Below are 12,776 nucleotides of genomic sequence, written 5' to 3'. Positions count from 1 at the left end.
TCCCATCGCGTCTCTTCGACCGGATCGCCATGGTGAACTGCGGGCGCTCGATGCTCAGGCGTTTCCACCGCGAGGGCGAGACACTCGAGGACGAGAATCGTCAAGGACCGGCTCCTCCTCTCATACTCGCGGGTGATCGCCACGGCGGTTGGCCGTCCACGCTTCCTCGTCTAGCTCGGACCAGCGGCCAGACCATGGGGCGGCACCAGCTTCGGACGGACTATGCGCGGGGATCCGTCTGTCCGCGTTGGACGGGATCGACTTCGTTCAAGTCTCGCGAGCGACGGTGTGTTCTTCTTCATCGATCCGTTTCTCGAGGGCCATCGGATCCGGATCGAGGTCTCCAGCAGCAACTTCCCACGTTTCGACCGGAACCTGAACAACGGTGGTGCGCTGGGCGTCGATGCTCGAATCATGGTCGCGAACCAGACGGTGTACCACCACTCGCGCTACCCTTCTCATATCGAGTTGCCGGTGATTCCCCAATAGGCGCATTGCCGCGGTTCCCGGATGCACGAAGAGCCCAGCCTTATGGGGCTCTTCGGCCTATGGGCCCGGGCCCGATCCATCCGTATCCAGCATCACCTCAGGATCGCGTCATGGGGCCGCTCTAACTCGGGTTTTGCGGAGCGAGCGGAGGGCCCGCGCCTCATCGCTCTGCCTGTCGTGTCTCTCCGACATCCGGTCCATCAACGGCCTGGCGAACGCGACAAAGTCGTCGGGGAACGCGGTCCTCGCTCGCTTGCGGGCCAGTGCGAGGGAGAAGCGTCCCTGACGACGCAGTCGCCCTGACGCCAGCTCGCGATTCTCTCGTCGACCTGCGCACCGCCGGCACCGTCAACCGCGCCCACGCCGCTGGCCTGTCAAACCGCAATAGAAATGTCCGGGGTTAGGGCGCAATAGAAATGTCCTCCCCGGGGGTTCGGTTTTTGCCCCTCCTTCGGGGCGGTTCGTGTGTGCGGGGCGGTTGGTTTCCGTTGGATATCCCTTCTCTCTCGCGGCGGAGGCTCCGCCGCGCGATGGCCTGTTGGGCGCTGGCTTGGAAGTGCTTGCGCCAGGGGTGGTCCGGCCCGGGCTTCGGAGGCGCCGGTCTCGGCTTGGCGGGCTTGGCGCGGGGGGCGGCGGTGGTGGCCGGGTCTTGGCGTGCGGGTTCGACATCGAGGTAGCGCTCGCCGAAGCGGAAACGGAGGTCGTCGTCGAGGCGGCGCTCGACGACGACCTCGGCGGACGGGACGATGCCGCCGGCCTCCCGCTCCGGGATCTGCCAGCGCCGGTTGGCGAACCGGATCGTGAAGTCACGCCCCACGACGCGGGTCTCCGTCTCGGCGAAGAGCGCTTCGAGGTCCACGCCGGCCGGAAGCGGGCGGTGCGCGTCGCGGGGGTCGGCGGGCTCGACCGCGAAGCGCTCGTTCCAGAACGGAACCCAGTAGTCCCGGAGGAAGCGGTTGGCCGCCTCCAGCGTGCCGATCCCCTCCACGCGCATCTCCTTGACCAGCCGGTCCTGCGCGGTGCCGAAGCTGCGCTCCACGCGTCCCTTGGCCTGCGGAGAGCCCGCCAGGATCACCTCGACGCCCAGCGCGCCCAGCGCGCGGGAGATGATCGTGCCGGTGCGCTCCCCCTTCTTCGAGAGCCACTGCCCGAAGTGCCCGGCGTGGTCGGTGTACACCGCCACGGGCCGGCCGTGGCGCCCGAGATACTCGATGATCGCCCGCCGGTTCTCCGCCCCGTTGTCGCGCGCCACGAAGCGGGCCATGAGCAGACGGCTCGTCGCGTCGTCGTGGATCGAGATCAACGCCTGGTCTCCCGGCGACCTCTCCTCCAGCCACGGGTGCACGGAGCTGTCCCACTGCCCCAGTTCGCCCAGCGCCGCCCGCCGCGGCCGCCGGCTGCGGTGCCTCGCGCGTCGCCGGCGACGCTCCCACAGCCCGGCCTCCAGCATCCACCGTCTCAGCGTGTCCGGGCTCACCACCACCCCGAAGCGCCGCTCGAGGTGCTCGGCCAGCAGCGTCGGGCCGAAGTCCGCATACAGCGGATCGGCCGCCAGCGACAGCGCGAACTCCCGCACCCGCGCGGGCAGCGACCGGTTCGACGGCCGCCCCTTCAGACCGTGCACCGCCGCCGCGTCTCCCACGGCCTCGAACCCGCGCACCAGACGCCGGAGGTGGCGCCGCGTCACCCCGAGCCGCACCGCCCCGGCCGCTCCCGCCAGGACTCCTTCGCTCACCTGCCGCAGCACCGACACGCGGTCCCTCTCCCTCAGGCTCAACTCCATCAGCTCCTCTCCCGGACCATGTTCGCAGCCCCCGAACCGAACATGGACCGTAAGAGGACATTTCTACTGCGCTAAGGGAGGACATTTCTACTGCGGTACGACACGCCCACGCCGCTGGCCCCTTGCGGTTCGAGCGGCGCGTGCACGCCCTGGCTCCTGGTGTACACGGTCGCTCTTCGCGTCGTAGAGCTCGTCGGGCGGGAGGGGCTTTCGCGCCGTCTGGGCTGCTTCACTGAGCGGGGTTAGCGCCGGGACGAGGCGCGTGCGCCCCCGCCCAAGGGCTGCACGTGCTTCCCGAAACCGCTGGTCCGCCAACATTTCGAACGCGGTCGTGCCCTCACGGGCATCGAGCAGAGCCGCACGCGTGTTGCGAGCCGTGCCACGGTCGGCATCCCGGACAACATCCAGCACACGCATGAGCCGCTCGTGGTTGGCGGCGTTCAACGGCCTCCCGCTGGCCCAGAAGTGGACGCTGCGACGCGATACCCCGAACAGCCCAGCGAGCTGCTCCCAAGTCAGGCCAGAGATTCGACGCAGCTCAGAGACGGCCTTACGGGTGGCCTCAGTCTCGATCTCCATCAGTGTCGCCGCCGCGTCGCGGCTTGGCCCGCTGGGCTTCCGTGAGGACAACGCATCGCGTGCGGCCAGCGGCATGTCCAACAGGTACGCCGAGTCGTCACGCGGCATAGACCACCCGCGCGGATTCCAGGATCGCCCTCCGGCGAATGTAGTTTCGGCTCCCGTCGATCGCGGCGCGGTTCACCAGATCGACTCTGCGGGCGAGCAACTCGGCTAGTTCCCGCTCCATCCCGGCGATCCCGAACAGACCCGGTGTCCGCTCGGTCTTGAAACGGATCAGTACATCGATGTCGCTGTCCGGCCCGAAGTCGTCGCGCAGGACGGAGCCGAACAGCGCCAGTTCCTCCACCCGCCAACGGTCGCAGAACGCCTCGATGGCGTGCATGGGGACGCCGATTCGGGCGGCCAGCCGCTCGCGATCTTCCACGGTTCCCGTCCCAGGCCGCACTGAAGCCTCCATTACGCCAAATCCACGATCTTGACCGCCGAGCGCCCGTGTTCGCCGAGGTCGACACCAAAACTCGGTCGTTTCGGGCGAGGCATCAAGCGGGCGGACACGATGGCGGACGGGAGTCGCGCCGCGGTGGTCGCCGGTGCGCGACGTGGGACTACCGCCGGGCGTCCCTCCGCGTCAGCGGGCTCAGGTAGTCCCGGTTTCCGAGTCCCAGCTTCCTGAGCGTAATTCCCGTCATGCACTCGTCCACGACCTGCTTGGCGTTGAGCACGGTCGCGTAGCCCGGGTCCACCAGCGGGTTGAGGTCGACCAGGTCGAAGCCCACCACGTGTGACCGTCATCGACGAGGCGGCGCACCGGCTGGGCGTGCGAGATGAGGTGGCCGTGCCGGGCATCCCCCGCCTCGTAGTGCGCGTCGAAGTGGATGACGCCGACGTTCTCCTTGCCGTACACATCCGCGAGGCCGCCACGTTGGCGAACTCGATCGACCCGCCCCGCGGAACCCCACCCCCATGTCGACCGGAGTCTCGGTGGTCACCCGTGGTAGGGTCTGGTGTTCGGGTCCGGGGCCCTCTTAACCCAAGAGCCCCGAGGACGAAACGGCCCCGGGGCTCCTATCTCAGCGTCTTGCTGCGCCCGAAGGTTCTGTGCAGTAGAGGACGACCTGAGACGTACACATGAAGTGTCGTCAGACCTCACCCAAAACGCAACTTGTGGAGTTGCCATGCCATCCAGGCGAGGCGCGTCAACGTCGACACGTTGACCGGACACAATCGACCGATTACGATACGATCATGGCCGGTAGTCGCAGATGGAGGAGATGCGAATCATGACGAGGAAGCGTAACCAGCACGTTGTCCCTGCGAAGGATGGATGGGCAGTCAAGCCCGCGGGTAGCCCGAAGGCAACGAAGGTGTTCGAGACGCAACGGGAAGCGATCGAGAGGGGGCGCGAGATCGCAAGGAATCAACGGTCCGAGCTGTTGATCCATGGACGCGATGGGAGGATTCGGGAGAAGAACACATATGGCCGGGACTCCTACCCACCGACGGGATGAGGCCGTCAGCGGATGAGTGACGCAAGACCGTTCAGCCACATCGCTTTCTGCGGGACGGTGACGGATTGCCTGCCGGACGCCGGGTTTCGCGCTTTGGCGAGACAGCTGTCTGCCGCCGCTCAGGCTGGACCGTCTCCGAGCCTGGTCGTGGCGCTGGCAAGTGAGCTGCTGGGCCGGGATCGCCTCCGGCTACCGAATTGGGTGGATACGGACACACGCTACCTGGTGGTGCTGGACGTGCCGGAGCAGGCGGTGCTTCGCCTCGCCTCGATGCTTCGACTCCACAAGCCGGATCAGCGGCTGCAAGTGTGCCGGGACCCTTCCGTCGTGAAGCGTCTGGTCATCGCGCTCAAGCGACCGGCCCCGTGGGAGGGCATCCTTGACGCATATGTCCTCAAGGACTCTCTGGTGGTGGTCCTGGGGGACATGAGCGTATGGAAGTTCCCGGTCGGAAGGCTTCCCAAGGTCAGACGGTTTGAGCCGGCCGTGGTCAGCCGGTTCGAGATCGATTCATCCGGTTCCTACCTGCATTGGCCCGACCCGGATGTGCATATGGGTCCGTCTCAGATGTTGCAGGCTGTGGATCCCATGCATCTGGCTGATGTGGGAATCCGTCGGTATGAGATGGAGAATGTGTCGCAGGCTCTCCTTGACATGAGGCATGATCGGCAGCTGAAGCAGACGGAGATACCGGGGCTGTCGGAGAGGCACGTCCGGCGATTGGAAAGAGAGGAGATACGCCTCACGGTCGAGGCCGCGAGCAAGTTCGCGCGTGCGTTTGGACTGACGCTGTCCGGGTTCCTGGACGAACTGAGCGAGCGGATAACGATAGGGAATCGCGATTCGGCTCGAGCGGGCCCTGCTTGAATGCCCTGAGTCCGAGAACGCGCTCGGAAAACTTGGACGCTCTTCGAGTTCGCCGACCGCTTCATCGAGGCCCGCTGAACGCCGCGATACCCGAAGTCCCGTAGAGACGAGAATCCAACTCGTCTCTTTTGAATGGTGACTACATTGATGCACAAGCTACTCGAAGACTGCGTTCCGGCGGAGGCCTGAGATTGAACGACAAACCCAACCATGAGCGGCGAGCATATCATGCCTGGAGCGAGCTCACACGCGCAGCTGCAGAGCGAACGCTACTGCGTTACAGAGACATCGGGCACGCCCTCGGAATCCATCACAGGGCGGTAGGATTCGCCTTGGATCCGATCCATCGGTACTGCATGCGCGAGAACCTCCCACCCCTCTCGATCTTGGTAGTTAACGAAACAGGGTTGCCCGGCACGGGGTTTACGGCTTGGGAAAGGGAGCGATTTGATGAAGGGTGTGAACTGGCCTTCAACTACGCATGGGGAAGCCGGTATAATCCCTTTCTCTACGCTGCGAAAGGTGCTCGAATCGAGGAGTTGGCTACCGAACTCATGTCTACCGCAGATCCAGAGGAGATGTACACACGCGTAAAGGATCGAGGATCTGCACAAGAACTTTTTCGGCAAATCATGCTTAGGACCTATCGATCGCGGTGCGCGGTCTGTGCGTTTCCTATCGTGGAGGCACTTGACGCGGCTCATCTGAAGCCTTGGTCTGCTTGCAACCACAGGGAGCGGCTAGACCCGGCGAACGGTCTCTTGCTTTGTCGAAACCATCACGCACTGTTCGACGCGGGCCTCCTCGCGGTAGGCGCAGATGGTCGACTTCGCGCGAATCGGGCTAGTGTCATGTCACACGTGATATGTCGTAAGGAGCGTGATAGACTTCTTGCCGGTCCACAATGGCGAGGAGGCTGGCATGAAACGGTATTTGGTGGAGTTGGAAGCGGGGGAGCGCGAGGCGTTGGCGGCGATGACACGCAAGGGTTCATATCGTTCGCGGAAGGTGATCAACGCGCTGGTTCTGCTCAATTGCGACGAGGGCGAGTTCAACGAGCGGCGCACGACCGGCGGGGAGATCGCCGGGGTGTCGCGGATCAGCGCGCGCAGGGTGGACCGGGTCAAGAAGCGGTTTGTGGAGGACGGTCTGGAAGCGGCGCTTGGGGGCCGGCGGGGTCGTCGCGCGAAGTACCTTCGCAAGGCGGACGGCGAATTCGAGGCGCGGCTGGTCGCGCTCAGTTGCGGCGATCCGCCCGAGGGGCGCGCGCGGTGGTCGCTGCGCCTGTTGGCGGACCGCGCGGTGGAACTCGGCTATATCGACAGCGTCTCGCACGAGACGGTGCGGCGGGTGCTAAAAAAAACGCCATCAAACCGTGGCGGCGCGTCGGCTGGGTGATCCCGCCGCGGCGCAATGCCGACTTCGCAGCGGGGATGGAGCGGGTGCTCGACGTCTACCGGCGTCCGTACGATGCGAACTTACCGGTGGTGTGCATGGACGAGACGCCGCGCCAGCTGATCGGCGAGACGCGCACGCCCGTCCCGCCGGCACCGGGACGGGCGGCCCGCGAAGACTACGAGTACCGGCGCCTCGGCACCTGCAACGTGTTCATGGCCACCGAACCACTGGCCGGCCGGCGCCAGACCAAGGTGACCGAGCGCAGGACCAAAACCGACTGGGCCCGCTTCCTGCGCGACATCGCCGCGCAGTACCCCGGCGCCACCCGAATCACGCTGGTGATGGACAACCTCAACACGCACCGCCCCGGCGCGCTCCACGAAACCTTCGAACCCGCCGAGGCCAAGGCGCTTTGGGATCGCTTCGAGTTCGTCCATACCCCCAAGCACGGCAGTTGGCTGAATGTCGCCGAGGTCGAACTCAACGTCATGATCCGCCAGTGCCTCAATCGCCGCATCGACTCCATCGACACCCTACGCGCCGAAGTCGCCGCCTGGCAGGCGGCCAGAGACCGAATCCAAGCCAAGGTCAACTGGCAATTCACCACGGACGACGCACGTGTCAAGCTCAAGCGCCTCTATCCGACGTTTGATGTGTGACATGACACTAGGCTCAAGTCCGATGCGATCAATGAGCTCGACGGACGCATGCTATCGCATCCTGCTTCGCCGAGCACCGGGCCCGGAATCGAATACCTGCGGTGGCATCGAGAACACACGGCGGGACTGGATGAGTAGCGCGCCCTCTGTGATGGTGTTAAGCGGCCTTCACCATGGGAGAGGCCTCCGCAGAACTGCGTGGACCACGCGAGCACTTAGCTCGGTTGGCCTTGTAACGGGCGAGCGCGTGCGCACGCACGCTAACGAAGGCGGGCACCGCAGGAGAGGAATACGAGACGATGAGAGCCGAAGACGACACGGTGCGTTTTCTGTGCCTACTTGACGAGCTGGACACATCGAGGGAGCTCCTCAAGTCGGGATTCGGACACCTCCAGGAAATAGACATGGGGAACACGTTCTACCACCTGCCGCATCTACTGCTGGCGAGTGGTTTCGAACGCTTGATGAAGTGCTACATCGCCGTTGTTCGCAAGGGCCGTGACGGGACCTACCCCGACCAGGCGGCGATGAAGTCACGCGGGCACGATCTAGAGAGCCTGCTAGAGACGATCTGCACGAAGCACTACGGTGGAACTCAAAGACCCCTGGTGCAACAGGATCTCGTGTTCATCAGGACGGATCCCGTGCTGAGCGATTGCGTGAGAATCCTATCCCTGTTCGGGAAGATGGGCCGTTACTACAACCTCGACGTTGTGGCGGGGGCGGGCTATGGGCCAATCGACCCCAAGGGCGAGTGGGAGGCGTTGGAGTCCCGTGTGGAGGACCCGATTCCGTATCTTGGCAATCCGGAGCGGTTGCACCGCGATTACTATCCGCGAGTGAACAGCGCGTTGATTGCCAGGATGGAGCGGCTGGTCCGGGCGATCGCCATGCAGTTCACGCTCGGGGGGCATGCCGACCCGGGAGGTGAAATCAGACGGTTCTCAGTCGTGTACCAGGAGTTCAGGAACCTCCGGGGCGACCAATGCGGTACAGTCGACTATCGCCGTTCGGTGGAGATCCTCAGGGGCGACGCCGACCAGTGGATCAGGCGCTCCGACCGGGAGATCGCGGCATCGGGGTGGCCGTCGCTTGTGGTCAGCAAGGCAGAGTTCGGTGAGGAGTGGCCGTTTCGCGACGACCGGGTGACCGTCGAGTGCCGGGATGGTCTGTTCTGTATCGTCAACATCGGCGGTTACGACTTTGCGCTCAACGGTGCGGCGCGAAGCCGGTTCGGGTTGCCATTTGTGCACGACGCGGGCGTGGCGGTGCTGGGGAAGTCGGTGGGGCCGTTCATTGACGTGGCACACGGACTGTCGGCGTGACCGAAACCGAGGTCAGGCCAGCCGTCCGCAAGCTCGTCGAGACGAGCCGCTCCCTGCAATCGTCGTGCATGCCAACGTTATCCAGGCTACGAAATCAGGCAGCCAGTCAAAATCAAGACGAGTGTAGCCATCATGCCTCCACCGCCGAGATTCGCATCCCTGAACATCTTCGCCCATCCGAGACAACATCGCCGATGTCTTCAAGGCGATTTGAAGAGGCCCCGATTCACGGCAGGAATCTTGGGGTTCGCCGGTCGAGGCGTTTGCTGTATACTGACGACGGGGCAGACCCGAAGCCCGGCGAGGCCGACCCACCGCCAAGGCATCCAAGACTATGATCACAGGCGAACTCAAGGCCAAGGTTGAGAGCATCTGGAACACGATGTGGTCCGGGGGCATTTCGAACCCACTCTCGGTCATCGAGCAGCTGACCTATCTCCTCTTCATCAAACGGCTTGACGAGCTGCACACGCTGAAGGAGAACAAGGCCACACGCACAGGCAAGCCCATCGAGGGGCCAATCTTCGCTCCCGATCAGGACACCATTCGCTGGTCTCGCTTCAGGGAGACCGCTCCCGAGAAGATGTTCGCGACCGTGCGCGACGAGGTGTTCCCCTTCATGAAGGCCCTAGGGCAGAGGGGGGAATCGGATGGCGAGAGAGGCTCGACGTACGCACACCACATGAGGGACGCCCTCTTCATGATGCCCACGCCCCGCGTGCTGGCGAACGTGGTGGATCAGCTCGACGGCATCGACATGGCCGACAGCGACACCAAGGGCGACCTGTACGAGTACATGCTCGGCAAGATCGCGAGCGCCGGGCAGAACGGGCAGTTCCGCACCCCGCGCCATATTATCAAGCTGATGGTCCACATGGTCGCGCCGACGCCTAAGGACGTCATCTGCGACCCGGCCTGCGGCACGGCGGGTTTTCTTATCGCCGCTGCCGAGTATCTGGTCGAGCACGATAGCAAGACCCTCTACAAGGACGCTGCCGCCCGCCGCCGCTTCAACGAAAGCACCTTCCACGGCTACGATTTTGACAGCACCATGCTGCGCATCGGTAGCATGAACATGCTGCTGCACGGGGCCGAGAATCCGGACGTCCGCTACCGGGATTCGTTGGCGCAGGCCGACGATGACGATGCGGAAAAGTACTCGCTGATCCTCGCCAATCCACCCTTCGCCGGAAGCCTCGACTACGAGTCCACCGCCAAGGACCTGCAGCAGATCGTCAAGACAAAGAAGACCGAGTTGCTGTTCCTCGCGCTCTTCCTCCGCCTTCTCCAGACAGGTGGACGCGCCGCGGTCATCGTGCCCGACGGCGTGCTCTTCGGATCAACCAAAGCGCACAGGACCCTGCGCACGATCTTGGTGCAGGAGCAGAAGCTCGACGCCATCGTCTCCATGCCCGCTGGGGTCTTCAGGCCCTACGCCGGGGTCTCGACCGCCATCCTGCTGTTCACCAAGACCAACTCCGGCGGCACGGACCACGTCTGGTTCTACGACATGCAGGCGGACGGCTACTCGCTGGACGACAAGCGCACGCCGCAGCCGGAGAAAAGCGACGTTGCCGACATTCTCGCCCGCTGGCAGGACCGCAAGGAAGAGGGCGAGCGGGAACGGACCGACCAGAGCTTCCTCGTGCCCAAGGCGGAGATCGCGGGCAACGACTACGACCTGTCCATCAACCGCTACAAGGAGCTGGAGTACGAGGCAGTGGAGTACGACCCGCCAAGGGTGATCCTGCGACAGCTAGCGACCCTGGAGGAGGAAATTGCGAAGGGACGGAAGGAATTGGAGGAACTGCTGCGATGAAGTGGCCTGTTGAGACAATAGATGCAGTCGCTCAAGTTAACCCGACACTTGCTGCGGCCGACCGCCCAGACTTGGACGAAATGGTCTGCTTCGTACCCATGGCCGCAGTGTCCGAAGAAACACTGAGCATCAAAGCTCAAGCCGAGCGGCCGTTCTCCGAAGTTGCTAGGGGGTACACGCCGTTCAAGCGCGGTGACGTCTTGGTTGCCAAGATCACCCCGAGCTTCGAGAACGGGAAGATGGCACTTGCCGACAATCTCGCTCATGAGTTGGGCTTCGGGACGACGGAGTTTCACGTATTTAGGCCGTCAGAGAGAATCACGGGACCCTATCTGTTCAACCTCCTGCGCGCACCGTACGTGCGCAAAGCAGGAGCGATGAAGATGCAGGGAGCTGCAGGTCAGCGCCGCGTTCCTGCCTATTTCTTTGGCGCGCTCCAAGTCCCCCTCCCCCCCCTCGACGAGCAGAAGCGGATTGCGGGGATTCTGGATGCGGCGGACGCGTTGCGAGCCAAGCGCCGCGAGGCCCTCGCTGAGCTCGATGCTCTGCTCCAATCCATCTTCCTCGACATGTTCGGCGACCCGGTAACGAATCCGAAGGGGTGGGAGAGTGCACACCTTCCAGATCTGGTGTCCAAACGAAAGCATGCATTAAAGCGAGGCCCATTCGGTGGAGCCTTGAAGAAGAAGATATTCGTCCCTGAAGGCTTCAAGGTCTATGAGCAGAAGAATGTGATCTACGACGACTTCGACATCGGTTCGTATTTCATCAAGAAGTCGGACTACGAGCGACTAGTGTAGTGTCGCTGAGATACGATGGTCAACGGGCGCGGCATGCGTTATCCTTCCCTCCATGCCCAAGATACGAAGGATCCGGTTGCGGCCCGGGGACCGCGAGGAGCTCGAGCGGCGGGTTCGAGCCCGGAAGACCCCGCAGCGGCGCGCCGAGCGCGCCAGGATCGTCCTCGGCTCGGCCGACGGCCTGTCGGGCCGGGCCATGGCCCGGAAGTTCAACCTCTCGCTGCCGACCGTGCAGCGGTGGCTGAACAGGTACGACGCCGAAGGGCTGGCCGGGCTGGAGGACCGGCCCCGGCCCGGGCGCCGCGCCACGAGGATCACGCCGGAGGTGGAGGCGGAGATCGTGCGCCGGACGCTGGAGGAGGAACCTCCCCGGGGGACGCACTGGAGCACGCGGCTGATGGCGGAGGCGGCGGGGCTCCACCACAGCCAGGTGGCGCGGATCTGGCGGGCGCACGGGCTGAAGCCGCACCTCACGCGGACCTTCAAGCTCTCGACCGATCCGAAGTTCGTGGAGAAGCTCCGGGACGTGGTGGGGCTGTACGTGGACCCGCCGGAGCGGGCGGTCGTGTTCGCCTTCGACGAGAAGAGCCAGATCCAGGCGCTGGACCGCACGCAGCCGGGGCTTCCGTGGAAGAAGGGCCGGTGCGGCACAATGACGCACGACTACAAGCGCCACGGGACGACGACCCTGTTCGCGGCGCTGGACGTGGCGACCGGGGAGGTGATCCACGAGTGCATGCCCCGCCACCGGCACCGGGAGTTCCTCCGCTTCATGGCCGAGGTGGAGAAGCGGGTCGATCCGGAGCTCGATCTTCACGTCATCCTCGACAACTACTCGACGCACAAGCACGGGAGGGTGGAAGCGTGGCTGGAGAAGCACCCCCGGGTGAAGTTCCACTTCATCCCCACGTCGTCCTCGTGGCTCAACCTCGTCGAGCGCTTCTTCTCGGAGCTGACGCAGCGCCAGCTCAAGCGGCTCGCCGTGAACAGCGTGAAGCAGCTGACCGACACGATCACGGCCTACATCGACGACCGGAACCGGGACCCGGCGCCGTACAGGTGGACGGCCGCCGTCGAGGACATCCTGGCGAAAGTAAGCCGTGCTAACGCCACTTTAGCGACACTACACTAGCTCCCTTCAAGGTGAGCTCCAATAACTTGCTCATCAGCTGCTCTGGGACAATCGGCCGTATCGCAGTTGTTCCTTTGCATGCCGCGTCAGGAGTAATGAATCAGGCCCTGCTGAAGATCGATCTGGACGAATCCATCATGCTAAACTCGTTTTTCTTGGGTCTCTGGAGAAGCCAGTCATTCGAGCAGCAGGTGCTCGGGATGACGCATGGGACTGGGATGAAAAACATGAAGTCTATGGCCGAGTTGAAGCGCATCAGTTTTATCGTACCTCCGCTCGACATCCAACACCGCTACGCCGCCATCGTTGAGTCCATCGAGCAACAGAAGGCGACCCAGCGCGCACACTTGGCCGAACTCGACACCCTCTTTGCCTCCCTGCAATCCCGTGCCTTCAGGGGCGATCTCTGAGCCC

Annotated in this window: 12 protein-coding genes and 2 pseudogenes; 10 read left to right on the top strand and 4 right to left on the bottom strand. The window is 63.9% G+C overall.

Annotated features, from left to right (window positions below; all coding sequences use genetic code 11):
• Positions 1–288 precede the first annotated feature (288 nt).
• The gene (locus ACPXY0_RS14685) at positions 289–489 is read left to right on the top strand and encodes a CocE/NonD family hydrolase C-terminal non-catalytic domain-containing protein (RefSeq protein WP_423925791.1); all 201 of its coding nucleotides are present in this window, start codon (positions 289–291) and stop codon (positions 487–489) included.
• A 400-nt stretch (positions 490–889) separates the two neighbouring features.
• Here ACPXY0_RS14685 and ACPXY0_RS14680 read toward each other — a convergent pair whose 3' ends face one another.
• The 4 genes and pseudogenes from ACPXY0_RS14680 to ACPXY0_RS14665 form a co-directional block, all read right to left on the bottom strand.
• The gene (locus ACPXY0_RS14680) at positions 890–2,272 is read right to left on the bottom strand and encodes an ISNCY family transposase (RefSeq protein WP_423925789.1); all 1,383 of its coding nucleotides are present in this window, start codon (positions 2,270–2,272) and stop codon (positions 890–892) included.
• 676 nt (positions 2,273–2,948) lie between these two features.
• A complete protein-coding gene (locus ACPXY0_RS14675; protein WP_423925787.1) occupies positions 2,949–3,278 on the bottom strand; it encodes a nucleotidyltransferase family protein in 330 nt (109 codons plus the stop codon).
• Between the two features lie 181 nt (positions 3,279–3,459).
• Complete coding sequence (locus ACPXY0_RS14670) at positions 3,460–3,633, bottom strand: hypothetical protein (RefSeq protein ID WP_423930762.1); 174 nt, start codon at positions 3,631–3,633, stop codon at positions 3,460–3,462.
• Positions 3,634–3,695: 62 nt separating this feature from the next.
• Positions 3,696–3,758: pseudogene (locus ACPXY0_RS14665) on the bottom strand (hypothetical protein); the annotation flags it as partial.
• Positions 3,759–4,134: 376 nt separating this feature from the next.
• Between ACPXY0_RS14665 and ACPXY0_RS14660 the strand changes: the two are divergent.
• The 9 genes and pseudogenes from ACPXY0_RS14660 to ACPXY0_RS14620 all read left to right on the top strand — a co-directional run bounded on the left by ACPXY0_RS14660 (position 4,135) and on the right by ACPXY0_RS14620 (position 12,772).
• The gene (locus ACPXY0_RS14660) at positions 4,135–4,362 is read left to right on the top strand and encodes a DUF2188 domain-containing protein (RefSeq protein ID WP_423925785.1); all 228 of its coding nucleotides are present in this window, start codon (positions 4,135–4,137) and stop codon (positions 4,360–4,362) included.
• Positions 4,363–4,374: 12 nt separating this feature from the next.
• Entirely contained in the window at positions 4,375–5,229 is an 855-nt protein-coding gene (locus ACPXY0_RS14655) for a hypothetical protein (protein ID WP_423925783.1), read from the top strand.
• Between the two features lie 356 nt (positions 5,230–5,585).
• Positions 5,586–6,029, top strand: a pseudogene (locus ACPXY0_RS14650) (HNH endonuclease); the annotation flags it as partial.
• Positions 6,030–6,150: 121 nt separating this feature from the next.
• Positions 6,151–7,286, top strand: a protein-coding gene (locus ACPXY0_RS14645) for an IS630 family transposase (RefSeq protein ID WP_423925781.1) whose coding sequence is annotated in 2 segments (ribosomal slippage) — positions 6,151–6,583 and positions 6,583–7,286 — 1,137 coding nt in all. Because the reading frame shifts where the segments join, the coding sequence is not laid out codon by codon here.
• Between the two features lie 299 nt (positions 7,287–7,585).
• Positions 7,586–8,611 (top strand): DUF2511 domain-containing protein, encoded by a 1,026-nt coding sequence (locus ACPXY0_RS14640; RefSeq protein ID WP_423925779.1) that lies wholly within the window; start codon positions 7,586–7,588, stop codon positions 8,609–8,611.
• Positions 8,612–8,945: 334 nt separating this feature from the next.
• A complete protein-coding gene (locus tag ACPXY0_RS14635) occupies positions 8,946–10,430 on the top strand; it encodes a type I restriction-modification system subunit M (RefSeq protein ID WP_423925777.1) in 1,485 nt (494 codons plus the stop codon).
• Complete coding sequence (locus ACPXY0_RS14630; protein WP_423925775.1) at positions 10,427–11,230, top strand: restriction endonuclease subunit S; 804 nt, start codon at positions 10,427–10,429, stop codon at positions 11,228–11,230. Before ACPXY0_RS14635 ends, ACPXY0_RS14630 begins: the two co-directional genes overlap by 4 nt.
• A 52-nt stretch (positions 11,231–11,282) precedes the next feature.
• Positions 11,283–12,362 carry an IS630 family transposase gene (locus ACPXY0_RS14625; RefSeq protein ID WP_423925773.1) on the top strand — a complete coding sequence of 360 codons (1,080 nt, stop codon included), beginning with the start codon at positions 11,283–11,285 and terminating at the stop codon, positions 12,360–12,362.
• A gap of 11 nt (positions 12,363–12,373) precedes the next feature.
• Entirely contained in the window at positions 12,374–12,772 is a 399-nt protein-coding gene (locus ACPXY0_RS14620) for a restriction endonuclease subunit S (protein ID WP_423925771.1), read from the top strand.
• Positions 12,773–12,776 lie beyond the last annotated feature (4 nt).

This window comes from Candidatus Palauibacter sp., assembly GCF_965237495.1.
Taxonomy (GTDB): domain Bacteria; phylum Gemmatimonadota; class Gemmatimonadetes; order Palauibacterales; family Palauibacteraceae; genus Palauibacter.
This window is presented reverse-complemented; position numbering and strand designations above follow the sequence as displayed.

What these genes read in the sequence shown, in the direction of transcription:
- ACPXY0_RS14655 (WP_423925783.1), top strand. Translation starts at nt 4,375, where the DNA reads ATGAGTGACGCAAGACCGTTCAGCCACATCGCTTTCTGCGGGACGGTG.
- ACPXY0_RS14630 (WP_423925775.1), top strand. Translation starts at nt 10,427, where the DNA reads ATGAAGTGGCCTGTTGAGACAATAGATGCAGTCGCTCAAGTTAACCCG.
- ACPXY0_RS14660 (WP_423925785.1), top strand. Translation starts at nt 4,135, where the DNA reads ATGACGAGGAAGCGTAACCAGCACGTTGTCCCTGCGAAGGATGGATGG.
- ACPXY0_RS14625 (WP_423925773.1), top strand. Translation starts at nt 11,283, where the DNA reads ATGCCCAAGATACGAAGGATCCGGTTGCGGCCCGGGGACCGCGAGGAG.
- ACPXY0_RS14640 (WP_423925779.1), top strand. Translation starts at nt 7,586, where the DNA reads ATGAGAGCCGAAGACGACACGGTGCGTTTTCTGTGCCTACTTGACGAG.
- ACPXY0_RS14635 (WP_423925777.1), top strand. Translation starts at nt 8,946, where the DNA reads ATGATCACAGGCGAACTCAAGGCCAAGGTTGAGAGCATCTGGAACACG.
- ACPXY0_RS14680 (WP_423925789.1), bottom strand. Translation starts at nt 2,272, where the DNA reads ATGGAGTTGAGCCTGAGGGAGAGGGACCGCGTGTCGGTGCTGCGGCAG.